The 24,447-nt window shown below is 38.1% G+C and carries 23 protein-coding genes; 19 read left to right on the top strand and 4 right to left on the bottom strand.

Features of this window, described 5'->3' with window-relative positions:
• Positions 1–5: 5 nt before the first annotated feature.
• The 18 genes from cdaA to EKM78_RS03190 all read left to right on the top strand — a co-directional run bounded on the left by cdaA (position 6) and on the right by EKM78_RS03190 (position 16,879).
• Entirely contained in the window at positions 6–869 is an 864-nt protein-coding gene (gene cdaA, locus EKM78_RS03270) for a diadenylate cyclase CdaA (protein WP_125769283.1), read from the top strand.
• A complete protein-coding gene (locus EKM78_RS03265; protein WP_125769280.1) occupies positions 850–1,986 on the top strand; it encodes a CdaR family protein in 1,137 nt (378 codons plus the stop codon). Before cdaA ends, EKM78_RS03265 begins: the two co-directional genes overlap by 20 nt.
• Positions 1,987–2,006: 20 nt before the next feature.
• Complete coding sequence (glmM, locus tag EKM78_RS03260) at positions 2,007–3,362, top strand: phosphoglucosamine mutase (RefSeq protein WP_125769277.1); 1,356 nt, start codon at positions 2,007–2,009, stop codon at positions 3,360–3,362.
• Positions 3,363–3,727: 365 nt separating this feature from the next.
• Positions 3,728–5,539: a glutamine--fructose-6-phosphate transaminase (isomerizing) gene (glmS, locus tag EKM78_RS03255; RefSeq protein WP_125769274.1), complete on the top strand. Its 1,812-nt coding sequence runs from the start codon at positions 3,728–3,730 to the stop codon at positions 5,537–5,539.
• Positions 5,540–6,004: 465 nt separating this feature from the next.
• Positions 6,005–7,603, top strand: coding sequence for an APC family permease (locus EKM78_RS03250; protein ID WP_342768428.1), 1,599 nt, complete (start codon positions 6,005–6,007; stop codon positions 7,601–7,603).
• Complete coding sequence (locus EKM78_RS03245; RefSeq protein WP_125769267.1) at positions 7,596–8,138, top strand: VanZ family protein; 543 nt, start codon at positions 7,596–7,598, stop codon at positions 8,136–8,138. Before EKM78_RS03250 ends, EKM78_RS03245 begins: the two co-directional genes overlap by 8 nt.
• 66 nt (positions 8,139–8,204) lie before the next feature.
• On the top strand, positions 8,205–8,939 hold the full coding sequence (locus EKM78_RS03240) for a YebC/PmpR family DNA-binding transcriptional regulator (protein ID WP_125769264.1): 735 nt from the start codon (positions 8,205–8,207) through the stop codon (positions 8,937–8,939).
• Positions 8,940–9,016: 77 nt separating this feature from the next.
• Entirely contained in the window at positions 9,017–9,985 is a 969-nt protein-coding gene (comGA, locus tag EKM78_RS03235; protein ID WP_125769261.1) for a competence type IV pilus ATPase ComGA, read from the top strand.
• Complete coding sequence (locus EKM78_RS03230; RefSeq protein WP_125769258.1) at positions 9,954–10,190, top strand: hypothetical protein; 237 nt, start codon at positions 9,954–9,956, stop codon at positions 10,188–10,190. The genes comGA and EKM78_RS03230 overlap by 32 nt, the downstream gene beginning before the upstream one ends.
• A 9-nt stretch (positions 10,191–10,199) precedes the next feature.
• Positions 10,200–10,964, top strand: a complete 765-nt coding sequence (locus tag EKM78_RS03225) for a type II secretion system F family protein (protein ID WP_245994767.1) — start codon at positions 10,200–10,202, stop codon at positions 10,962–10,964.
• Positions 10,965–11,303, top strand: a complete 339-nt coding sequence (gene comGC, locus EKM78_RS03220) for a competence type IV pilus major pilin ComGC (protein WP_125769252.1) — start codon at positions 10,965–10,967, stop codon at positions 11,301–11,303.
• On the top strand, positions 11,290–11,433 hold the full coding sequence (locus EKM78_RS13415; protein ID WP_125769249.1) for a PulJ/GspJ family protein: 144 nt from the start codon (positions 11,290–11,292) through the stop codon (positions 11,431–11,433). The genes comGC and EKM78_RS13415 overlap by 14 nt, the downstream gene beginning before the upstream one ends.
• Positions 11,402–11,713, top strand: coding sequence for a hypothetical protein (locus tag EKM78_RS12490; RefSeq protein ID WP_164507178.1), 312 nt, complete (start codon positions 11,402–11,404; stop codon positions 11,711–11,713). Before EKM78_RS13415 ends, EKM78_RS12490 begins: the two co-directional genes overlap by 32 nt.
• On the top strand, positions 11,697–11,984 hold the full coding sequence (locus tag EKM78_RS03210; protein ID WP_125769246.1) for a hypothetical protein: 288 nt from the start codon (positions 11,697–11,699) through the stop codon (positions 11,982–11,984). Before EKM78_RS12490 ends, EKM78_RS03210 begins: the two co-directional genes overlap by 17 nt.
• A gap of 13 nt (positions 11,985–11,997) precedes the next feature.
• Positions 11,998–12,426 (top strand): hypothetical protein, encoded by a 429-nt coding sequence (locus EKM78_RS03205; protein WP_125769243.1) that lies wholly within the window; start codon positions 11,998–12,000, stop codon positions 12,424–12,426.
• Positions 12,427–12,670: 244 nt separating this feature from the next.
• Positions 12,671–13,690, top strand: coding sequence for a class I SAM-dependent methyltransferase (locus EKM78_RS03200; protein WP_125769240.1), 1,020 nt, complete (start codon positions 12,671–12,673; stop codon positions 13,688–13,690).
• A gap of 8 nt (positions 13,691–13,698) precedes the next feature.
• Positions 13,699–14,886 (top strand): acetate/propionate family kinase, encoded by a 1,188-nt coding sequence (locus EKM78_RS03195; RefSeq protein WP_125769237.1) that lies wholly within the window; start codon positions 13,699–13,701, stop codon positions 14,884–14,886.
• Between the two features lie 316 nt (positions 14,887–15,202).
• A complete protein-coding gene (locus tag EKM78_RS03190; RefSeq protein WP_125769234.1) occupies positions 15,203–16,879 on the top strand; it encodes an oleate hydratase in 1,677 nt (558 codons plus the stop codon).
• A gap of 290 nt (positions 16,880–17,169) precedes the next feature.
• On the opposite strand, the gene EKM78_RS03185 is transcribed toward EKM78_RS03190, so the two are convergent.
• Positions 17,170–17,898, bottom strand: a complete 729-nt coding sequence (locus EKM78_RS03185) for a glucosamine-6-phosphate deaminase (RefSeq protein WP_125769231.1) — start codon at positions 17,896–17,898, stop codon at positions 17,170–17,172.
• 546 nt (positions 17,899–18,444) lie between these two features.
• Here EKM78_RS03185 and adhE point away from each other — a divergent pair.
• A complete protein-coding gene (adhE, locus tag EKM78_RS03180) occupies positions 18,445–21,006 on the top strand; it encodes a bifunctional acetaldehyde-CoA/alcohol dehydrogenase (protein WP_125769227.1) in 2,562 nt (853 codons plus the stop codon).
• A gap of 706 nt (positions 21,007–21,712) precedes the next feature.
• Here adhE and EKM78_RS03175 read toward each other — a convergent pair.
• Genes EKM78_RS03175 through EKM78_RS03165 form a run of 3 tightly spaced genes read right to left on the bottom strand, consistent with a single transcriptional unit; the run spans position 21,713 to position 24,400 of the window.
• Positions 21,713–22,573, bottom strand: a complete 861-nt coding sequence (locus EKM78_RS03175; RefSeq protein ID WP_125769223.1) for a glycerophosphodiester phosphodiesterase — start codon at positions 22,571–22,573, stop codon at positions 21,713–21,715.
• 16 nt (positions 22,574–22,589) lie between these two features.
• Complete coding sequence (locus EKM78_RS03170; protein ID WP_125769220.1) at positions 22,590–22,898, bottom strand: hypothetical protein; 309 nt, start codon at positions 22,896–22,898, stop codon at positions 22,590–22,592.
• 59 nt (positions 22,899–22,957) lie between these two features.
• Entirely contained in the window at positions 22,958–24,400 is a 1,443-nt protein-coding gene (locus EKM78_RS03165) for an excinuclease ABC subunit UvrA (RefSeq protein ID WP_125769217.1), read from the bottom strand.
• Between the last annotated feature and the right edge of the window lie 47 nt (positions 24,401–24,447).

The raw sequence follows: 24,447 nt of genomic DNA, 5'->3' as shown, positions 1-24,447 counted from the left end.
AAAATATGAATTTAACACTTAGCAATATTTTTACATTGCAAAACCTTGCTAATTTAGCCGATATCATTGTTGTATGGTATGTTTTGTACAAGGTACTTTCGATGATCCGTGGTACGAAGGCGGTTCAATTATTAAAAGGTATCGTTGTCATATTTTTGATCAAGATCATTAGTTGGGCACTTAATCTCCACACAGTTTCGTTCTTAATGGACCAATTGATCAATTGGGGAGTGATCATTATCGTGGTTATTTTCCAACCCGAGATCAGACGTGGTCTAGAACATCTGGGAAGATTGCCTTTTTTCAGCTCTCGGAGCAATGAAGAAGGTAAGACTAAGAATCATTTGATCGAGAGTTTAGACCAGGCCATTCAATATATGAGTAAGCGCCGGATCGGGGCTTTGATAACTTTAGAGATGAATACTGGTTTGGAAGAGTATGTCGAAACTGGTATTGATCTGGATGCTGAAGTGACAGGAGCTTTACTGATCAACATTTTCATTCCGAATACACCGCTCCACGATGGTGCGGTGATCATTCGTAAGAACCGGATCTCCGTAGCGGCAGCCTACTTACCGCTATCAGAGAGCAATACGATCCCGAAGGAATTAGGAACTAGACACAGAGCTGCTGTCGGTATTAGTGAAGTGACAGACTCGATCACTATCGTCGTTTCTGAAGAAACGGGTGGTGTCATGATCACTCGTAATGGGCACATGATGCTCGACCTTTCTCGTGAAGATTACTTGAAATATCTTCACGCACAATTATCTGAAGATGGAAATGATCAAAATCGTTCCATCACTGATATTTTCAGAATAAGTCGTCGTAAGAAGGGAGGAAACAATAATGATGAAGAAAATAGTTAATAGTAATTATTTTTATGCATTTGTTTCCCTCTGTGGAGCACTCTGGTTATTTTTCTCAGTTAGTACACCCGGTGTTGGTTCAACGCGAGATTCTAACCAATCTACTTCAACCACAGTTAATACTAAAGCTACAATGACCGTACCGTTACAGATCCAAGCTAACACTGATGATTATTACATTACTGGTTATCCACAATCGGTCAAAGTTACTATCGAGGGTCCATCGGCTTTGGTTACGGCTACTAAGAATACACAGAACTTTTCAGCTTATTTAAATTTAAGAAAGTATTTGCCAGGCAAGCACAAGGTCAGGATCCAACAAACAGGCTTGAATTCGGAATTAACGTACACTATCAAGCCAAAATATGTAACAGTTAATATTCAAAAACGAATGTCTAAATCATTGCCAATAAATGTACAATATAATAAGAATTCGTTGGCATCTGGATATTCAGCAAGTAAACCACAAGTTTCACCTAGCACGGTCAGAGTCACCGGAGCCGCTGCTGATGTTAAGAAGATCGATAAATTAGTAGTTAAACCAATTTTGCCTAAGGGTATTAAGACGACCTTTGATCAAGAAGTCCTCGTGCAGGCATTGGATAAGAAAGGGAAGACTTTAAATGTCACAATGGAACCACAAACGGTCCATGTAAAGATCCCGATCAACTTGCCAAGCAAGAAGGTCTCTATAAATTTTACCCAACAGGGAAGTTCATCCAACGGAATGAGTTTCTCTCTTGATTCTGATGTCAAATCAATAACTGTTTACGGCAGTGAGAAACAACTGGATGATATAGATGATTCGATCAACATTCCAGTCGATATTTCCGATATTACATCTACTACTAAGAAGAGTGTTGATATTGCCAATGCCTTAAAAGGAAAGATCACTTCATCTGACCCTGACTCCTTGATGGTAACGATCACTGTCCATGCAAATGGTAGTTCAGGTGGCGGTTATAGCAATTCGACAAATACGAATAATGGTACTAATTCAAATAATCAAGGAACTAATAATAGTAACAACGGTAACAGTGGCAACAACAATACTAATTCAAACGGAAATACTTCAAGTAACAATGATGAAGATAATGAAAACAACGCAACAGATTAAACGTTGGGGGTAAGGATTTTATGACAAAGTATTTTGGAACAGACGGTGTTCGAGGAATAGCTAATAAAGAGCTCAAACCCGAACTTGCATTTAAATTAGGTCGTGCGGGTGGATATGTTTTGACGCAACACTCACAAAATGAAAATAGTCGCCCACGAGTATTAGTTGCTCGTGACACGAGAATTTCAGGTCAAATGTTATTAGACAGCTTGATCTCAGGATTGTTATCAGTTGGGATCGAAGTCTTGAACTTAAATGTAGTGACAACGCCAGCTGTTGCCTACCTAGTTAGAGCAGTCTCAGCTGATGCTGGTATTATGATCTCAGCATCACACAATCCTGCATCAGATAACGGTATCAAGTTCTTTGGATCAGACGGTTACAAATTACCCGATGACGTTGAAGATGAAATTGAAGAACTTCTAGATGCTAAAGAAGACACATTACCAAGGCCATCAGCTGAAGGGTTAGGCTCAGTTTCGGATTATCCAGAAGGTGCGCAAAAGTATTTACAATTCTTGAAACAAACTGTTTCTGATGATTTGAGCGGCATGAATATCGTTTTAGATACTGCTAATGGTTCAACTAGTCGTTTGGCAAGTACCTTGTTCGCAGACTTGAACGCTGATTTTGATATCATGGCCTCACATCCTGATGGGATCAATATTAACGACCATGTTGGATCAACTCATCCTGAACAACTTGCTCAAAAAGTCAAAGATTCAGATGCTATTGCTGGCTTGGCCTTTGATGGTGACGGAGATCGTTGTATCGCAGTTGATGAAGATGGTAATATCGTTGATGGCGATAAAATCATGTTCATCCTTGGAAAATACATGCACGACGGTGGCAGATTGAAAAAAGATACGATCGTAACTACTGTCATGTCGAATATGGGCTTGTACAAAGCTATTGAAGCCAATGATATGAAATACGTTCAAACTGCTGTAGGTGATCGTCACGTGGTCGAACAGATCCGTGAGAATAACTACAACATCGGTGGCGAACAATCTGGTCACGTTGTCTTATTTGAATATATGAACACTGGAGACGGCATGCTAACTGGTATTCATTTGTTGCATGTTATGAAGGAAACTGGTAAGAGTTTGAAAGAATTAGCTGAACCAGTGAAAATTTACCCACAACGTTTGATCAATGTCCCAGTAACAGATAAGAATAATTGGAAAGAACACACAGACATTTTGGATGCTATCAAGGTCGTTGAAGCCGAAATGGACGGCGATGGACGAGTATTGGTACGTCCTAGTGGAACAGAGTCATTGCTCCGTGTGATGTGTGAAGCTGCCACTGAAGAAAAGGTTAATGAATATACTGAAAGAATTGCCGATGTAGTAAAAAAAGACATGGGTGCATAGACTACTTATACAAGAGCTGATATCTCAACAGGATATCAGCTCTTTTTGCAATCTCAGAAAGTATTTTTTAATATTTTTTCCAAATGGGATTGAAAATTAAGTGTAAAAAGATTGGAAATATAACCATGCTATAGAGAGAGTTAGTTATAAAATAAAACGATTTTTTTTATATGAACTAGTCCAATTGATATACCGGTCCATACCATCTGTACCATTTCAAACGATTTTTTAACAAAAAATTAAAAATTATTGACATAACCCCGCTAGATTAGTAGAGTGGTAGTTGTTCAAAATAAACGTTGGGGCTACCAATCAACTATACCAATATTTATGAATAGACTATACCAGTTTAGGAGAACCATACTATGTGCGGAATTGTTGGAGTTGTAGGAAACGAAAATGCAACTGAAATTTTATTAAATGGATTAGAAAAATTAGAATATCGTGGCTATGATTCAGCCGGAATTTATGTAAATAATGAAAAAGGTCAAGACTACCTTGTAAAAGAAGTTGGAAAGATCAGTTCACTTGAAAAGAAAGTCGGACCCGAAGTTAAAGGTGATATCGGGATCGGCCATACTCGTTGGGCTACTCACGGTCAACCTACGATCGATAACGCTCATCCACATTTTTCACAAGATGACCGTTTCTACTTAGTTCATAATGGCGTTATTACAAATTACGCTGAACTTAAAGCAAAATATTTAAGTGACTTCAAATTTGTCAGCCAAACTGATACCGAAGTAGCAGTTCAACTAGTTGATTATTTTGCTGTTAAAGAAAATATGGATACTGAACAAGCCTTTAGAAAAGCTGTTTCATTGATCGAGGGTTCATATGCCTTTGCTTTAGTCGACAGAGAACAACCAGATTGTGTCTTTGTTGCTAAGAATAAGAGTCCATTGCTGATCGGATTATGCGATGGCTTTAACGTTATTTGTTCAGATGCAATGGCTATGCTTGAAAGTACTCATGAATTCGTTGAGATCCATGATGGTGAAATCGTTCTTTTGAAGAAAAACAGTGTTGAGATCAGCAAACTTGATGGTACACCAGTTAAGAGAGATTCATATACCGTTGATTTGGATGCTTCAGATATTTCAAAGGGTACTTATTCACACTACATGCTTAAAGAAATCGATGAACAACCTGCTGTTATGAGAAAAATCTCGCAACACTATGTTGATGGTAATAAGATCAATATCGATGAAAAGATGCTTGAAGATGTTGCATCAGCGGACCGTCTTTACATTGTTGCAGCCGGTACTAGTTACCACGCAGGTTTAGTCGGCAAGAACATCTTTGAAGACTTGTGCGATGTGCCAGTTGACGTTGAATTAGCCAGTGAATTTGGCTACCATATGCCAAAATTATCGAAGAAGCCATTCTTCATCTTCTTATCACAAAGTGGTGAAACTGCTGATAGTAGACAAGTGCTGGTTAAAGTAAATGAATTAGGACACCACAGTTTGACGATGACTAACGTTCCAAATTCAACGCTTTCTCGTGAAGCTACTTATACAATGAAATTGTTAGCTGGACCAGAGATCGCTGTTGCCTCAACTAAAGCCTATACAGCTCAAATCGCAGTGGAATCAGTTTTAGCTAAAGCGGTTGGTGAGTACAAGGGTATTAAATTGGCATCGGAATTTGATTTGAAGAAGCAATTAGCTTTGGCTGCCAATGCTATCCAAACGATCGTTGACGAAAAGGACCGTTTCAAGAAAATTGCTCATGACTATCTTGATGGTCAACGCGATGCTTTCTATATCGGTCGTGGTATTGATTACGCTCTATCACTAGAAGCTTCATTGAAACTAAAAGAGATTTCATATATCCATGCAGAAGGATTTGCTGCTGGTGAGTTGAAACATGGTACTATTTCATTGATCGAAGACGGTGTTCCCGTATTTGCTTATGTCAATGATGGTATCGGTGCTGCGCATACACGTGGCAATATTCAGGAAGTTGAAGCCCGTGGCGGACATGTCTTAGTTATTTCCAGCAAGAAATATGCTGAAGATGGTGACCAAGTGGTATTGCCAGCAATCGATGAAAAGATTTCACCTATTGTCAGTGTTGTTCCAGCTCAATTGATTGCTTACTATGCAGCTCTTGAACGTGGAAACGATGTTGATAAGCCTCGTAACTTAGCTAAGAGTGTTACAGTTGAATAATTTTTACTAAATGGTTTCTAGCATCTGCTAGAAACCATTTTTTATGCATATTTTGCCAATAGAGTTAAATAAATTCGTTTGCAAATATGAAAAAATTCAGTCTGATTTTAAATTTGTTTGTTTTGCTTCTCAAGTCGATTCTCCCGCACCTCATAGTTACAATTATGAATTAAATTTTGAATATTTTAAGTTTATCAGGTGTTGATTCTTATTTTTGGATTTGTTAGGATTTTACCTACTTTGTTAATTGTTTACCCGGAAATTGAAAAATTAACTATTAAAGTCGATTGATTGTGAAAAATGAGCTTAACAATTTGTATCCGTTGTCATGATATTCATGAAGGAGATTATTACACTTTTTATGCATTTTTTTAATGGTTAATTAGATATTCTTTTCACATTTTATTATAATTAAGGTGTTTACAAAATAGTGCTTGCTATGCACTAGGGATGAAGGAAGTTATTTTGAAGAAAAAATTAGGATTATTTTCCACTGTTATGTTCGGCCTGAGCGCTATCATCGGTTCAGGTTGGATGTTTGGCTCGAGTCAAGCTGCGCGTGTGGCTGGACCAGCTGCCATTTTAGCGTGGATCATTGGAGCGTTATTAGTATTCATTATCGCTACAGTCTACGTTGAGATCGGGACGATGTTCCCCGAAGATGGTGCCATGAGTCGCTTTGCAATGTATACTCACGGTTCACTATTAGGACATGTTTCTTCCTGGGCCAACTGGTTAGCTTTATTGGCTATCTTGCCAATTGAGTCCGTTGCTTCAGTTCAATATATGAGTTCTTGGCCCTGGGAATGGGTTAAGTGGACCAAAGTATTGATGAACGGTGATCAGTTGTCAGCTTGGGGGATATTCGCGGCAACTATTATGTTGGCGTTATTTACGATTATTAATTATTGGTCAGTTGCCTTAATGGCCAAGTTCAATAATGCAATTTCACTTTTTAAGATTTTTGTTCCTATTATTACTATGATTGCTTTGATATCTGCACATTTCGATTTCGGCAATTTAGGTTCGAATTTTTCAACATTTATGCCGAACGGATCATCATCGATCTTCTTGGCTATTAGTAGTGCTGGGGTTATTTTCTCCTACGTTGCCTTCCAAACGGTTATTAATTTAGGTAACGACATTAAAAAGCCATCAGTCAATATCCGTCGCGGTATTGTTATTTCGCTAATTGTCAGTGCCTTGATCTACATTTGTTTGCAAATCGTCTTTATTGGATCATTGCCTAGTTCCATCGTATCTAAAGGCTGGAGTTCACTAAACTTCAATTCTCCGTTTTCTGACTTAGCTATTTTATTGAATATTTATTGGCTCTCCACTTTGATCTATTTCACGGCCTTTATTTCGCCATTCGGTAGTGGTATGGCCTTTTCAGCCTCAGCAAGTAAGTCGTTGGCTTCGATGCCAAAGAATCAACACATGCCTAAATTCTTGGCAAAAATGGACAATAAATACAATTCGCCACGGGTGGCTTTATTAGTCAATTTTGGCGTTAGCTTTATCATGATCTTACTATTCAAAAATTGGACCATTCTTTCACGAGTAGTCTCAGCAACGATGCTGATTTCGCTGTTGACTGGTCCAGTAGTTGCTGGAAGCTTGCGGAAATTAGCTCCTGATTTTAAACGTCCAACTAAGATCAAGGGGATGAAGTTCTTTGCTCCAGCAGCATTTGCGCTAGCTAGTCTGGCTATTTATTGGACAATGTTTCCAACAACTATCGAAGTTATTGCTATTGTTATTATTGGCTTGCCAGTTTATATAGTTTTCGATGGTCGTCAAGGATTCCACAATATGAAACAAAAGTTCAAGTCTAGTTTGTGGATGATTTTCCAATTAGTATTTTTGTCACTGATTTCTTGGATCGGTGGAACAGACTTTGGCGGCTTAGGGCTGATCAAGTATCCACTTGATTTTGTCATCATTCTCGTCGTTTCAGTATTTGTTTATTACTGGGCTGTAGGTAGCTCATATCGTTCACACTATTTTGGCGAAGCTAAAGAACTGAACGATACTATCAACTTGGAGGATCCGAATGAATAATAAACTTAAGCAGCGTGAAAAATGGTATTGGCTGCTAGTAGTCTTGGTCGAGTTAGTGTTATTTATTAGTTCGTCAATGACTTATAAGCAACAAACGTCAGTTCCATTTTTACAACGCCATCTTGGCAATCATCAACGACCACTTTATGATTTTTTAAATTCATTTGGATTTCAATATGGTGATAAATATCAGTCAGTGAAAAATGATGGTTACTTCCATTTTGTGGAGTTCATCATGCGAAAGACAGCTCACTTTGGGACTTACTTTATCCTCGGGCTGTTTTTGTGTTTAGCTTTATATACTTATTTTAAAAAAAATCAAGTTCTCCAAATTTTCATCCCTTGGATGGCTGCCACAGGTTTAGCGGCTTTTGATGAATTTCACCAAGGATTAACTGGAGGGCGGACACCATTGGTCGAAGATGTTATCCTAGATAGCACTGGTGCACTGGTGGCAATTTTATTGACAGTGCTAATTGTTTATTTACTGAAAAAGCGTCAAAAAAAATTGCATCCTTTCTCAATGGAGTATTGATATAACGCCTTATATTTGATAATATATTAGACGGTTTACTAATAAAAATGAAAGAAGGAAGCAGAAATGTCAGGACACTCAAAATGGCATAACATCCAAGGACGTAAGAGCGCCCAAGATGCTAAACGTGGAAAGATTTTCCAAAAAATATCACGTGAATTATACATGGCAGCAAAATCGGGTGGTGCCGATCCGGACAGTAATGCTGCTCTTCGTTTAATTGTAGATAAAGCTCGTGCAGCTAATATGCCTAAGGACAACATCAAACGTGCCTTGGATAAAGCCGAAGGTGGTTCAGAAGAACACTACGACGAAGTAACATATGAAGGCTATGCTCCAGGTGGAGTTGCAGTCTTAGTTGAAGCATTAACAGATAATAAGAACAGAACTGCTTCATCAGTTCGTGTAGCATTTACACGTAATGGTGGTAGCTTAGGTTCAACTGGTTCTGTTGCATATATGTTTGATCGTAAAGGTTACATTGTTTTGGATCGTTCCAAGAACACTCAAGACGAAGATCAAGTATTACTAGACATTATGGATCTTGGTGCTGATGACCTACAAACTTCAGACGATGCATTCGAAATTTATACTGATGCGAAAGAATTCGCTGCAGTACGTGATGGTTTAAAGGAAAAAGGTTACGAATTAGCTAATGCTGAATTAACAATGATTCCTCAAAATACAACTCCTGTACCAGAGGATAAACAAGAACAATTCCAACACATGATCGATCAACTTGAAGATGATGATGATGTGTCAGAAGTTTATACAGCAGCTGCTGATGACGATGACGAATAATTTTTCTTAAAATAGATTCAAACTGAAAAGTTTGAGTCTATTTTTTTTGCGTAATTTTTTAGTGAAGGAGGTGAAAGATGACAGCAGAAACTATGGTCAACAATTTATTGACAGAAGCTTGTACTAATCGGATATCCGATATTTATTTTTTACCGAAAAAGGATACGTATGTCATCGAAGCAAAGAACAGTTTGACAACTTATACGGTCGCCGAATTGAATTACGATGAAACTTTTGCTTTGATGAACTATTTGAAATTCAACGGCGGACTGGATATTTCAGAACGCAGGCGTTCACAAAAGGGCGCCTTTAGCTACACATTTCAAAATAGTCGTATCAACGTTCGGATCTCGTCGGTCGGTGATTTTTTAAATCGGGAATCATTAGTTATCCGTTTGATCTATCCGCAAAAAAAAGTCTCTGACAGTGATATCGATTTGGTCAATTACTTACTACCTTATGCCAGGTTAAAAGGGATGATGATTTTTTCGGGACCGATGGGTTCAGGGAAAACTTCCTTGATGTACAACTTAGCTCGGATCGTTGGTCGTAATAAGAAGGTAATGTGCATTGAAGATCCGATCGAGATAGCTGAAGAAGATTTTTTACAGCTTCAAGTTAATGTTGAGGCAGGGATGACTTACGAAGAACTGATCAAGACTAGTTTAAGGCACCGTCCTGAGCTTTTGATCATTGGTGAGGTCAGAGATAAGCAGACAGCACAACAAGCTGTACAAGCTGCATTATGTGGCTATACGGTCTTTACGACTATCCATGGTAAGTCAAAATATTCGGTGGTCTCCCGTCTGAAACAACTGGGTGTATCTAGTTTTGAGATCAATAATGCAGTAAATCTGATCTCATATCAAAGACTGATCCCAACGAATGATAAACTAGAAATTTTTGCTGATTTTTTAAATAACCAACAGATCGAGCGTTATCAAGCTAACGACCAGCGTGATAGTAAGTGGCAAAGCTTGTTGAACAATGCTCTGCAAAAAAGGATCATAACCAATGAAATTTACGATGAATACGTTGCTGGCTAAGAAAATTTCCAGTAGTTTCCAGGCTGACTACTTATTATTAATAAGTAAATTAATGAAGAATGGATTTTCTCTGAACCAAGCAATGCGCTGTTTAAAATTTTTAGATCAGGACAATCAGATTTATCAAAAAATATACGCCGATTTAGAAGAAGGCTACATGTTATCGACATCGATGAAACACTTACAGCTACCATTGGTGGTTTAAAATCAATTGGTGATCTCACAAATGCACGGAGGTCTGCAACAGACGATCGAGCAATGTGGTCACATCCTTTTACAAAAAGCCAAGCAACAAACTAAATTGAAAGAATTACTAGCTTATCCGATTTTCATTATTGGTTTCTTAACATTGATGGTCATCGGCATGAAACTTTATATCCTCCCCCAGATCCAAACTAATAGTAATAACAGTTCTCTAGATATTTTTGTTCACGTGATAACTATATTGACCGGCCTGCTGATCCTTTGCGGGATAGTTTTTGTGTGTTATTTACGTAGGAAAAATGAATATCAACGCGCTAAAATATTGATCAAACTTCCACTGTTACGAAAAAGCTACTTATATTTTTATCAATTTACGATCTTACAAGGTTTAGGGATGCAGTTTTCCCAAGGGCTCGACTTACAAAAGATTTGTCTCAACAACCAAAATTTTGTCGACGGTTCGATTCAAAACGTTATTGCCAGTGAGTTACTAGTGTGTCTTAAAAGTGGCGACTCGCTCCAACACGTCATTGAAAATGAAGCTTTGTTGCCTAACGAACTCAATTTGATTTTCAATATTGGGAATGGTGGGGCAGAAGTAGGGAGCGATTTATTACTACTTTCAGAGCTAAAATATCAAGCAACACAAGCGGCAATAAAAAAGCTGATCAATCTAGTCCAACCGGTTTTATTCGGAGTGATCGCAGTTTTCATTTTGATTGCTTATCTGATGATATTATTGCCAGTTTATTCGATGATGAAGGGAATGAATTAAATGGTGAGAAAACGAAAAGGTTTTACTTTGATCGAAATGGTTATCGTCATGTTGATTATTTCGATGTTATTACTGTTAATTGTGCCTAATTTGGCAGAACAAAAAAATGTTGCTCAAACAAGGGCTGATGAAGCAGTCACGGAAACTATTCAGTCCCAAGTAAATATGTCCAATGCTGATGAAGTGAATAAATACAAAGGTCCAGACAAATTAAAAGATTGGCCAGCACTATCTTCAAAACAACGAAATCGTGCCAAAAGTTTAAAATTATACATAAATGAAAAAGGCAAAGTAGTTAGTTCTGACCCATCATCCAAAGTGATCAATGATGCCTCGTAAGGCTGGCTTTACTTTAATTGAAGCAATTTTGACACTATTTATTTTTTCATCTTTAGTAATTATCGGAGCTTATCAAGTCAAAGATTACCAAACAAAGAATGAAGAAAAAAATAGCATTGAAACAATTTGAAGCAAAATGGAATCAAATGATGATTACTACTTATTTGCTTCATAAGGGATGTCATGTTACCTTTACGTCCAATAAAATTAATTTTGAGTACGGCAGCAGTTTCACGGAAAGTTTAGATTTACCAAAAACTTTGAATCTTACCATTAAGGGTGACACTAATGTCACAAATGAAGCAGTAACTAAGCCGATTACGATTAAATTTTTTACTGATGGCAGGAATTCAAAACATTTCTACACGGTTCAAATGAATTGGGGTGTTTTAGTTGCGAAAAACCCATGATGGTTTTCTCTTGATTGAATCACTGACTTCTTTGTGGCTGGCAGTACTAATAATTTCAACATTGACCCTGACCGTTTTTGTTCAATACCAACATTTACAACAATTAGAGACACAAGTTACTGCTCACAAACTGATGTGGGAACAATTAAGAGATCACTCAGCCCCAACAAATATTACTTTCAATGGTCACGTTTACCGCACCGTCACTGATGACGATTCCATCAGAGTGATCGGTGATATGGGTAAAAATTATCAAGTCAAATGGCAGTAAAAGATCCGGCTTTTTGCTGAGTGAAGCCGTATTAGCATTATTTGTTACTGTTCTGACTATTACTATTTTGCAACAAGCCATTATTCTATCCCATAAAGTTATGAATTTAGAAAGTTACTCTAACATCCACACTCACATTGTCCAAGAACGGCTGGAAGAATTATTCGATGGTAAAATTCTTGTCATTAAAAACAGACAAGGGAGTTCACATCAAGAATTGCGCCTATTTAATTCCGATACAGATGGAGCGAACCTTGACCTGTATATTTCTCTTGCCAATGGATTTTTATATGAATCACAAAATGGCGGCTTTGAACCAATTATGAATGATGTAAAAGACTTCCAACCGTTAAAGGTGGGACAAAATCTGTTATTAAAAATAATTCAAAAAAACGGCACAGAAACGGAGATGTTTTTCAGTCATGTGGAATGGCAAACCTAAGTCAGGGACCATTTTTTTAAACGTATTGTTGATCTTTTCGATATCACTCATGATCATTACCGCTTCCTCCCAGAAATTTGCTACTAGCCAAAGACAATACCTCCTCCTGGATCAACGATATCGACAAGCAATTTTGAATGAATTGTCGCAACGACACGAAATTAAATTTTTGGAATCTGAAAACGCTTGAATTAAGTGAAAATCAACGTTAAAATTTTAATATCATGTGCAAAGAGGTTTTTTAATGGCAGAAGAAAATGAAATGCAGAATTACTATGATTTATTGAACCAAGCTTCGACATTACTTCAAAAGTCATTGGGTACTAGTTACACAGATTCTTTGGCTGAAACATTGACGAACCTTGCTGATGGTAAAGTATATGTTGAAAATGGAGCTCCTGCTCCTGATACTGTGAAACAACTCGAGGATGTTTATTCACAGCTTAAGCAGATCAGTCTTTCTCAGGCTCAAATGAAGCAAGCTATTACGGTCAATATTATCCAGGCACAACGCCAAGATAAGCTCGAAGTCAATAAATTGATGACGCCAGATACGATCGGATTGATAGCTAGCTTGATTGCTTTTGAGATCTTTAGTTCATTGAACAAGCACACAATCCATATGATCGACCCTACTATCGGAACAGGAAACTTGTTGATCGAGTTTATCGAACAACTTAGGTTGGCTGGTGATTTTGATATCAATGCTGCGGGGATCGACAATGATGAAGCTTTAGTAAGTTTGGCTAAAGCATTTTCTGAAGTAATGAATTTGAATTTAGATGCGTATCATCAAGATGGGATCGCTGAATGGGATGTCACAGATATCGATTTGGCAATTGCTGATCTTCCAGTGGGCTATTATCCGATCGATGATAATGCGGCTAAATTTAAGACCAAGGCTGAAGAAGGGCATTCATATGCTCATCACCTCTTGATCGAACAAACAATGAATAATTTGAATGACGGCGGTATTGGGATGTTTATCGTTCCGTCAGCAATTTTCCAAACTGATCAAGCTAAGAAGCTTTCGGAATGGATGGTTTCAAATGTTTATCTTCAAGCTGTTCTCGATCTACCATCGAATCTTTTTGCGTCTAAAGAGGCTCAAAAAGCGATCGTAGTTCTTCAAAAACACGGTGGCACAGCTCAACAAACGACTAACGTGTTAATGGGAACTATTCCAGAAACAGCAAATGTGAAGGAATTTGAAGGCTTTAGAAACCAAGTACAAGATTGGGCAAAAAATAACTTTAAAGGATAGGTATAAAAATGGCTAAGATTATTGCAGTAAATTCAGGAAGTTCAACTTTGAAATGGAAATTGTATTCGGTCCCTGACGAAAATGTTATCGCATCGGGTATGGTTGATCGTCTCGGTTTATCAGATTCAATTTTCAAAGTTAAATATAATGGTGAAAAGACGAGTGAAGTAGGAGATATTCCTGATCACAAGACTGCTGTTACTAAGATGTTGAAGACTTTGATCAAGTTAGGGATCATCAAGGACTATTCAGAGATCACAGGTGTTGGTCACCGTGTAGTTGCAGGTGGTAACATCTTTAAAGACTCTGCTGTTGTGACTGATAAAGTTCTTCAACAAATCAAGGATCTTGCTGAATTCGCTCCTTTGCATAATCCAGGTCAAGCTTATGGTATTGAAGCGTTCCAAGAAATTTTACCAGATGTTCCTCAAGTAGCAGTATTTGATACGTCATTCCATCAAACAATGGATCCCGTAAATTATTTGTACAGTATTCCTTATGAATATTACGAAAAATACGGCGTTAGAAAATTCGGTGCCCATGGTACTTCACACCGTTATGTTTCGGGACAAGCTGCTAAATTCTTAAACAAACCAATTGAAGATCTTAAGATGATCTCTATGCATCTTGGTAGTGGTGCCTCGATCGATGCGATCGATGGTGGTAAATCAGTTGATACATCAATGGGCTTCACACCGCTTGCAGGTATTACAATGAGTACTCGTTCCGGTGACCTTGATCCTTCATTGTTCGCTTATATGATGAAGAAACTTAAGCTTTCAGATCCACAAGACATGATCGATATCTTGAATGAAAAGTCCGGTCTATTGGGTATTTCTGGCGTTTCACCAGATATGCGTGATATCATCGCTACTAAAGATGAAAACAAGCGTTCACAATTAGCTATCGATATTTTCGTTAACCGAATCGTTAAGTATGTTGGTTCATACATGGCTTTGATGAACGGTACTGACGTGATGCTCTTTACTGCTGGTATGGGTGAAGCTAATGCTTGGATCCGTGAATTGATCGTAGACCAATTTAATTACATGGGCGTTAAGATCAACAAAGATGCTAACGAAAATGGTAAAGGATTACGTAAGATCAGTGCTGATGATTCATCTGTGACGGTATTAGTTGTACCTACTGATGAAGAGTTGATGATCGTTCGTGATGTTTTGAGATTAACAAAATAATTCTCTTTTAGTTTTATAATCTGACACACACCATATTAAGGCGTGTGTCTTTTTTATTGTCAGGGTAAAAATCGTTTCGAAGTTTATTATCATAATATAGTTAATAATTCAGCTATACGTGATATTAATTATAAGACTAATATCTTATTTACTATGATTGCGACAGTTTACGAATATCGTCTCAAATATCATATATCAAAAAATATATTATATTTATTTTAATATTTAAAATTATTCTCTTTGAAAACCTTTACATTACATATTTTTGCGAATATATTGTAGTTGTAAAGAGGTATTTGAAAGGGAGTGTTTTATTTTGACACGTAAAGCTTATATGATCGGTACTGGAGTTGGTAATTTAGCTGCCGCAATTTATTTAATTCGTGATGGCGGATTCAAAGGCGACCAGATCACATTGATGGGTTTGGAAACGCACGGAGCTAATGATGGTGCAGCTGTAGCTTCTTATCAAAATGAATATAGTAATCAAGCACTATCTAATACTAAAGGATTTTTAGCTAAAGGTGGTCGGATGCTGAATGAAGAGACTTTCGAGAATCTTTGGGATGTCTTGAGAACAGTACCGTCTCTTGATCATCCCGGTCAAACAGTGACGGATGATATTTTAAATTTTGATCATGCGCATCCAACACACGATGTTGGTCGTTTGATCGATTCAAATGGACCTCGTGTTAAAGATGGACCTAACAATTATCGTCATATGCAATTTAATAATAAGGAACGGGCTTTGATGTCTAAGTTGATGTTAATGCCTGAAAAAGATGAGCAGAAGTTAAACAATATTAGTATTGCTGAATGGTTCAAAAGTTCACCTCATTTTTGGAAGACTAATTTCTGGTATATGTGGCAAACGACTTTTGCATTTAAACGCGCAAGCTCAGTTATGGAACTACGCCGTTATATGAATCGGATGATCTTGGAATTTACGCGGATCAACACGCTAGAGGGTGTTACTAGATCGCCATACAATCAATACGAAAGCATTGTTTTGCCAATGAGAAAGTATTTGAAAGATCGGGGCGTAACCTTTATTAATAACCGTAAAGTTACAGATTTGGAATTCAAGGATACTCCACTTCAAGACGATATCATTGTGACTGGCATCAAGTATGAACAGCTGGACGAAGATAATAAAAAAGGTGAGATCAAGGTCAATGATAACGACTTGGTCTTTGATACTAATGGATCGATCACTGACAGCTCATCGATCGGTGACTTTAATACACCGATCAAAGAAAATATGGAATATGCTCCCAGCGCTATGTTATGGAAGAAAGCTAGCGAGAAATTTTACTCACTCGGTCATCCAGATAAGTTCTTTGGCGATCGTACACAAAGCGAATGGTTCAGTTTTACTATCACAACTAACAATCATCTACTTTTGGATCATGTTTCTCGGATCACACAACAACAGCCTGGTAATGCTTTAAATACTTGGATCGACAGTACGCCTTTAATGTCACTAGTAGTGCACCATCAACCACATTTCCACGCTCAAAAGCCAAATGAGACTGTATGTTGGGGTTACTTCATGTATCCAAGAAGAAATGGCGATTTTGTTCAAAAACCCGTTATTGAAATGACCGGTGAAGAGATCTTGGAAGAATTCTTGGGTCAGTTAGCTGCTGTCGATCCAGCTAAAGATAATATCGCTAATCATCACGATGAGATCGTAGCTAGTGTAGAAAACGTTATCCCAGTTTATATCCCATATGCAAGCGCCATGTTCAATCAAAGAGCTGTGGGTGATCGTCCGGATGTCGTTCCTAAGCACAGTAAGAATCTAGCATTCATCAGTCAATTTTGTGAACAACCATTCGACATGGTCTTTACAGAACAATATTCATTTAGAGCAGCTCAAATTGCCGTTTATAAATTATTGGGCATTCCAATGAGTGAATTAACACCAATGCATCATTATGAAAAAGATCCAAAAATCATGGCCTTAGCAGCCAAAACCATGTTCCGGTAAAAATAGGAGGGCACTATGAAAAAATTCTTAAAATTCTTAGGTAAATTATTGCTCGTAACTTCGATCATTGGAGCTATCGTATTTTTCGGTGGTAAAAAAATCATTGAAAAATTGATAAAATAAATAATAATTATCTCCATACAAAAGGGACCCTTGAGAAAGTTCAATTTCTCAAAGGTCCCTTTTCGAATCTGATCAGAATAAATAAGAGGGTGGAGGCTGCTGTCGTCGGCAACCCGTTTTCAAACCAAAAAAAGACAAATCCAACATTGTGGATTTGCCTCTAAAAATTAAATATTTTCGTTGATAGAACTAGCGTTTAATTCTGAGGCTGCATCTTCATCAAGTAAGATAACAACATTGTCTTTCTTTTGAAGAGCAGAAGCAGGGCAGTCTACTGAAGCGGGAGCTTCGATCATTGCCTTAACTGCAGCAGCTTTGGCTTTACCGAAGGCCATCAAAACGATTTCCTTACTCTTAAGGATCGAGCCGATACCCATTGAGTAAGCAAACTTAGGAACATCTTCTTCGTTGTCAAAGAAACGAGCATTAGCTTCGATCGTTGATGCAGTTAATGGAACCTTTCTAGTTAAAGCATCAAAAGGTGAGCCTGGTTCATTAAAGCCAATGTGGCCATTACGACCCAGACCTAAAATTTGTAGGTCGATCGGATTGTCGTCGATAATCTTGTCATAGCGCTTTGTTTCAGCTGCTTCATCAGTTGCTAGACCATCAGGGACATATGTCTTAGCAAATGGTTTCTTATCAAATAAGTTAACTTGCATAAAGTGACGATAACTTTGATCGTTGTCTGGTCCACAACCAATGTATTCATCCAAGTTAACAGAAGTCATGTTTGAGAAATCTAAATCACTTTCAACCATTAGTTTGTACAATGTGACTGGCGTACTACCTGTGGCAAGACCAAGAACCTTGACACCGTTGTTCATTGCATCTTTGATCAAGTCAAAGGCTTTCTTGCTTGCTACATCGCTATTCTTTGCTACGATAACTTTCATCGTGTATATTTCCCCTTTCAAATGGTAAATCTCTTCGATTTGGTATAGTCCAATTATAAATTGTTCTGAGAAACAAGTCAATGAAATTTACTCATGAATTTTGTTATATTTGACTGATAAAAAATCAATTAATGAAATGATTCAATCCAACTTTGATTATGTGATAAGTGCTCAGTTAAAGCAATTAAAGCGCTTTATTGAATATTATATAGGAAATTACTTTTAAAATTATGCAATAATCAAACATTAGAATAGTTAAAAGTTAATTAATTCACTTTACATTTACTAGACAAAAAGTGAAAGTGACTTTGATTTTTTTCTAAACTGACTGAATAATTAATGACTAGTCAAAACTTTATCATAATAGGCTATAGTTACTATTTTTGAAACAAAAGAAGACGTTTTTGCTCATGTAAGCGTATACATTTAGAGATTTTTTCAAAAATGCAGTGAAAATACTTGCATTAAAAATAAACGGTGATATTATAGTTAGTGAAATAAATAACGTGAATAGTTTAACAATCTATTCTGTTTGGAGGATTTCAGATGTTAAAAGACGCAAAAAATGTCAGTGAAGAAGAAGATGTCTCGAAGACCATAGACCAAATGGTCTCTAAGGCTCATAAAGCTTTGGAGATCATGGATGATTTCACTCAAGAGCAAGTTGATCACATTGTGCATCAAATGGCAATTGCTGGTCTCAATTCTAGCTTGAAATTAGCAAAACTAGCTCATGAAGAAACTGGTCGTGGTATCACCGAGGACAAAGTGATCAACAATATGTATGCTACTGAAGAGATTTGGCATTCGATCAAACGTGACAAAACCGTTGGTATTATTGAAGACGATAAAGAACATCGTTTGATCAAAGTTGCTGAACCACTTGGAGTTCTCGCCGGAGTCACACCGGTAACTAATCCTACTTCAACTACTATGTTTAAATCCTTGATTGCTGTAAAGACTCGTAATCCGATCATCTTCGGTTTCCATCCTCAAGCTCAAAAATGTTCAGTTGCTGCCGGCAAGATCATGTATCAAGCAGCAATTGATGCCGGAGCTCCCGAGGGAATTATTCAATGGATCGAGAAACCAAGTATTGATGCTACTTCTTACTTGATCAATCACGAAGGGGTAGCCAGTGTTCTAGCTACTGGTGGTCCCGGAATGGTTAAAGCAGCATATTCTACTGGTAAACCGGCATTGGGAGTGGGGCCTAGTAATGGTCCAGCATATATTGAAAAAACAGCTAACATTCGTCGAGCAGTAAATGACATTGTTCTATCCAAGACATTTGATAATGGAATGGTTTGTGCGTCTGAGAACAGTGCCATCGTTGACAAGGAAATTTATTCTGATGTCAAAACTGAGATGGAAAAAATGCACGTCTTCTTTTTAAAGAAAGCAGACTATAAAGCATTAGCTGACACAATGTTTCGTCCTCAAGGTGGCGTCAAAGGACCGATCGCCGGTGCTTCAGCTTTAAAAATCGCCAAATTAGCAGGGATCAAAGTTCCTGCCGATACACGAGTTTTAGCAGTTGAATTGACCAAGATCGGTGATGATGAGCCACTATCTAGCGAAAAACTTTCTCCAGTTATTTCAATCTACAAGTCAAAAGATCATGGAGGCCTTGGTCATACGGCCTCGATCCATACAATGGATGAGAAGCTAGCAACTGATTATGGAGTCAAGATGTTAGCAAGTAGAGTTCTCGTTAATACTCCATCTGCCATCGGTGGTATCGGAAACCTTTATAACGAAATGATCCCTTCATTAACATTAGGTACCGGTTCTTGGGGTAAAAATTCTATCTCTCATAATGTTTCATCATTTGACTTGTTGAACATCAAAACAATCGCTAGACGGAGAAATAACATGCAATGGATCAAGCAGCCAAAAGTTTACTTCGAAAAAACTTCTGTACGTTATCTAGAAGATATGGAAGGTATCAAACGAGCAATGATCGTTTGTGATCCTACTATGGTCCAACTAGGTTATGTCAATACAGTTATTGATGAACTGAAACGGCGCAAGCATCCGGTTGAATATACTTTATTCTCAGATGTTGAATACGTCACTTCGACTGACATGGTCGGACGTGGTGTTACGCAAATGAATATTTTTAAACCGGATACGATCATTGCACTAGGTGGGGGATCGACTATGAATGCTGCTAAAGACATGTGGCTTTTCTACGAGCATCCAGATGTTGATCTCTTCGGGGCAGAACAAGGATTTATCGATATTAGAAAACGGACCTACAAGTTCCCTAAGCCGGAAAAAGCACAATTTGTGGCTATTCCAACAGCATTTGGAACAGGTTCTGAAGTTACACCGTTTTCAAACATTACCGATAATCGGACTGACGTGAAATATCCAATTGCCGACTATGCATTGACACCTGACGTGGCCATCATTGACTCGCAATTTGTTGAATCAATGCCGAAGAAGATCATTGCTATCGGCGGCTTGGAAGTCTTGAACAATGCTGTTGAATCATACGTTTCCAATATGGCATCTGACTATACCCGTCCCTATGCCATGCAAGCTTTCAAATTAGTAATCGATAACTTGAAGAAAGCTTATGATGGAGATGTTGATGCTCAAGCAGAACTTCACAACGCCTCAGCTCTAGCAGGGATGTCGTTTGCCAATGCCTTTGCTGGAGTAGGGCACTCCTTAGCCGATGTTTTATACAATGAATTTGGAATCTCCCATGGACTAGGCGTTATTATTTCACTTCCTCAAGTAATTAGATATAATTTTGAGCAACCAAAAAAAGTTGCTATGTGGCCAAAATACGAATACTTCAGAGCTGATGAAGATTATGCCAATCTAGCTAAGTACATCGGTCTCGTAGGCTCTGATAATGAAAGCTTGAAAGAAGCTTTGATCAGCAAGATCGTAGACCTTGCACATTCAGTCGGTATCACTTTAAGTTTGAGATCCTTAGATATTGACCAAAAGCAATTCGAAGATAAAGTCGACGAGTTGGCTGAGAATGCTTTTGCAGACCAATTCTCGTTTGCAAATCCAAAAGAACCAATGATCTCAGAATTAAGACAAATTTTGCTTGATGAGTATTCAGGTAAAAATGTCGAGAAATAGCCATTATTTGGTACAGTCATATAAAAGCTAAAACACAAAATTTAAATCCCTTCAATTTAAATTTTTCCTTCTTAAAAGTTTATCCTTCCTCTGGATAAGCTTTTTTTGTGGTTGATTGCCGGTTTTGTGGAGGGTTCCGGAAATTGCGCCGTGGAACGCCATGGGCACCACTTTGAGCTATCCAGGAAGACCACCTGGACAGCTCAAAGCTGGGCCTTCCTCTAAGCTCCTTCGTCGCCAAGAGGAATTTCATGGCTGACGGCGAATTTCCTCCACCCTCCACAAAACCTAAGTTATCGCAAGGATAATGGGTGGTGGGGGTTACGGTACTTATATTAGTTTCGTTTACTTGCAGCTGATTGGATTGTGGTTTGTTGTTGATTCTTCGAATAATCCGGAAATTGAGTAATGAACGTTTGGGAGCCACTTTGAGATGTCCGGGAAGTTCACCCGGACATCTCAAAGCTGGGCCTTTCACTAAGCTCCTTCGTTGCCAAGAGGAATTTTATGGCTGACGGCGAATTTCCTCCACCCTCCACAAAACCTAAGTTATCGCAAGGATAATGGGTGGTGGAGGGTGCGGTACTTTTTTTTAGTATCGATAATTTGCTACTGCTTTTTTTGGCGAATATAGTTTTAATTATTCAATAATGATAAATGTTTGCGAATAAAAAAGTTCCTGGCTATTCTGCCAAGAACTTTTTTTTTACTTCCACTTGTTGATCAAATGTTTGGTTTCTTTTGTATTGTTGGTGAATATGCTATCTGCTTTGTTGTGTTTGATGGCGTTGTAGTTGTCATTGTATGTTTGGATCGTCCACAGGTCTGATAGCATGTTTCTTTTGTGGATGGCTTTGATTATTTTGGGTGTTGCTTGTTGTGCGTCTAGTGATAGGAAGGTTATATAGCTTGGCGCTACTTTGATGTTTTCTAAGTATTGGTCCTCGCCGCTGGCTTCCATTAACCATAAGTAAGGGACATTTTTTTGTGGTTTAAAGCTGTGTAATAGCTCGATGCCACCTATGTCGGTATCTTGGATGATGACGTTGTTGTTCATTTTGGACTTGTTTAATTGGGTTGCTAAGGCTTTTTCGGTGTCGGTATTGTCACCGGAGTTCTTCTTGGCTTCGATAATGTAGTGGACGTTTTTTTGGTAGTGTTTGAAGACGTCTTTTAATTGATGTAATTTTTCGCCATTGCGCAATTTTACTTTGGATAATTGTTTAGATGTGGATTTGGAAACCTCGATATTTTTGCCAGTAGTGCGTTTGAGATTGTTATCGTGTGTCACGTAAAGTTTATTGTCTTTGCTGAGCCAAACATCTTGCTCAATAAAATGACTTCCGTCTTTAATAGCATTGTCGTACCCTGCAAAACTATGCTCTGGAGCATTGTAAGGACTGCCCCGATGTGAAAAAATTATTGGCTGTTTTGGTGAAGCTTTTTTTATCTCTTTTTGAATCGAGACTAACCCCTTGGCTTTTGGTGCAGCAGATACTGTATTTGTGGAAAAGCTAAAAGTTGCGATGGCAACTAATAGTAATGACAGTGTTAAAGATTTTTTCATAATATTCCCCCAGTGATTATATTAAGTTAAACAGTTCTAGATGCTTTTTTAAATATTTTCCCGTAACACTTTGTGGATTCTTACAAATATCTTTGGGTGTTCCGACAGCCACGATTTTTCCGCCATTGACTCCGCCTTCGGGTCCGAGATCGTTAATGTAATCAGCATTAGAAATTAGATCTAAGTCGTGTTCGATGACGATGACGGTGGCGTGGTTATCGATCAATTGATCCATAACGTTGATCAGGACCGAGACATCCCGTGGATGAAGGCCAACGCTCGGCTCATCAAAAATAAATAGCTGATCTTTTTGATTCCGTTTCATGTAAGTGACTAGTTTTAACCTTTGAGCTTCACCACCAGAAAGAGTAGGGGTGCTTTCTCCTAATTTAAATAACTGAGGCCAATATTATCAAGTACTTCCAAAATATTGTGGATGCGAGTATCGTCTTGGAAAAAGTCGAGTGCCTCTTTGATCGACAAATTGAGGATATCGGCTAAATTTTTGCCGTGCCAAGTAATATCTAATATTTCTGGTTTATATCTTTTTCCATGGCAGACCGGGCAAGTCTCGACCATATCAGGTAAATATTGAATATCTAGTGTGATAACGCCGGTTCCGCCACAATTTGGACAAGCACCTTCCTTATTGTTATAAGAGAAATTAGTAGCGGTAAATTTCTTAGCCTTAGCTTGGTCAGTTTTTGCAAAAAGCTTACGGACTTCATCGAATACTTTAGTATAAGTCCCAACAGTTGAGCGAACATTTTTACCGATCGGGACTGAATCTACCGTCACAACGTTTTTAATGCCGCCGGTATCGATGTGGGTGACAAAATCGGGCATCTCATCATGTTTTATTTCATGGTCAAGGGCGGGGATCAAACTGTCAAAAATCAAAGTAGTTTTACCGGAACCGGACATTCCTGAGACAATGTTCAATTTTTCTTTGGCAAATTTGGCAGATAAATTGTGGATATTAAAGCGATCACTGATCGAGACGTCAATTTCACCTTTTTCAAAAATATTGTTGCTTGGTTGGTGCTGCATAATGTCAGCTTTACCAGTTAAATATGGTTCGATCACTGAAGTCTCTTGCTGTTTGATATCGGCGACTGTTCCTTCAGTAATAACATTTCCACCGTCAGCACCGGAATCGGGACCGATTTCGATAACATAATCAGCAGCGGCAATAATGCTAGTGTCATGATCGACCACGATCAAAGAATTTCCGAGTTTGACCAATTCCTTTAAGATCTTTATCAAGCCAGCAACATTAGCAGCATGAAGGCCGACGCTAGGTTCATCGAGCACATATAGGACACCAGTCATCTGATTGCGGATCGTTCGAGCTAACTGGATACGTTGCAATTCTCCAGTAGACAAAGTATTCCCGGCACGCATCAAAGATAAATAATTTAAGCCAAGATCAATAATAGGAGAAAGCAAGTCGAGTAATTCAGTCACAAGATTTTTTCCCAAAGCACGCATATCATTAGGCAACCAAATTAATAAATCATCTGCAAACTGTTGGAGTTCAGAAATAGTCAGCTGAGAAACTTCAGCAATATTTTTATTTATCAAATGATTAGTGAACAACTTAGGATCAAAGCGACTACCATGACACATTGGACAAGTATCGTTAGTGTAAAAGCGATCCAGACGATTCAAAGTATTTTCGTTCTTAGTACTTTCTAAACTATGATAAACAGCATCAAAAGCATTTTCATACAAAGCATGCAGTTTAAACGACTTACCAGTTGAAGTAGGGATAATAATATCTTTTCTAACACCCTTACCGGTTCTTGTTGTACTTTGGTTAGCCATCAAGAAATTCATCAAGATCTAGGTTGCCTGTTGATTCCAAAAAGACT

It is taken from the genome of Companilactobacillus furfuricola (genome assembly GCF_003946325.1).
GTDB classification, from domain to species: Bacteria; Bacillota; Bacilli; order Lactobacillales; family Lactobacillaceae; genus Companilactobacillus; species Companilactobacillus furfuricola.
The sequence above is the reverse complement of the archived record's forward strand: the minus strand, read 5'-3'. Positions and strand labels throughout refer to the sequence as shown.

Coding starts and splice junctions, on each gene's coding strand:
- EKM78_RS03245 (WP_125769267.1), top strand. CDS start 7,596: ATGAATAATAAACTTAAGCAGCGTGAAAAATGGTATTGGCTGCTAGTA.
- EKM78_RS03195 (WP_125769237.1), top strand. CDS start 13,699: ATGGCTAAGATTATTGCAGTAAATTCAGGAAGTTCAACTTTGAAATGG.
- EKM78_RS03175 (WP_125769223.1), bottom strand. CDS start 22,573: ATGAAAAAATCTTTAACACTGTCATTACTATTAGTTGCCATCGCAACT.
- glmM (WP_125769277.1), top strand. CDS start 2,007: ATGACAAAGTATTTTGGAACAGACGGTGTTCGAGGAATAGCTAATAAA.
- EKM78_RS03185 (WP_125769231.1), bottom strand. CDS start 17,898: ATGAAAGTTATCGTAGCAAAGAATAGCGATGTAGCAAGCAAGAAAGCC.
- EKM78_RS03240 (WP_125769264.1), top strand. CDS start 8,205: ATGTCAGGACACTCAAAATGGCATAACATCCAAGGACGTAAGAGCGCC.
- EKM78_RS13415 (WP_125769249.1), top strand. CDS start 11,290: ATGATGCCTCGTAAGGCTGGCTTTACTTTAATTGAAGCAATTTTGACA.
- EKM78_RS03265 (WP_125769280.1), top strand. CDS start 850: ATGATGAAGAAAATAGTTAATAGTAATTATTTTTATGCATTTGTTTCC.
- EKM78_RS03230 (WP_125769258.1), top strand. CDS start 9,954: ATGAAATTTACGATGAATACGTTGCTGGCTAAGAAAATTTCCAGTAGT.
- comGA (WP_125769261.1), top strand. CDS start 9,017: ATGACAGCAGAAACTATGGTCAACAATTTATTGACAGAAGCTTGTACT.
- EKM78_RS03165 (WP_125769217.1), bottom strand. CDS start 24,400: ATGGCTAACCAAAGTACAACAAGAACCGGTAAGGGTGTTAGAAAAGAT.
- EKM78_RS03200 (WP_125769240.1), top strand. CDS start 12,671: ATGGCAGAAGAAAATGAAATGCAGAATTACTATGATTTATTGAACCAA.
- cdaA (WP_125769283.1), top strand. CDS start 6: ATGAATTTAACACTTAGCAATATTTTTACATTGCAAAACCTTGCTAAT.
- glmS (WP_125769274.1), top strand. CDS start 3,728: ATGTGCGGAATTGTTGGAGTTGTAGGAAACGAAAATGCAACTGAAATT.
- EKM78_RS03170 (WP_125769220.1), bottom strand. CDS start 22,898: ATGAAACGGAATCAAAAAGATCAGCTATTTATTTTTGATGAGCCGAGC.
- EKM78_RS12490 (WP_164507178.1), top strand. CDS start 11,402: ATGAAGAAAAAAATAGCATTGAAACAATTTGAAGCAAAATGGAATCAA.
- adhE (WP_125769227.1), top strand. CDS start 18,445: ATGTTAAAAGACGCAAAAAATGTCAGTGAAGAAGAAGATGTCTCGAAG.
- comGC (WP_125769252.1), top strand. CDS start 10,965: ATGGTGAGAAAACGAAAAGGTTTTACTTTGATCGAAATGGTTATCGTC.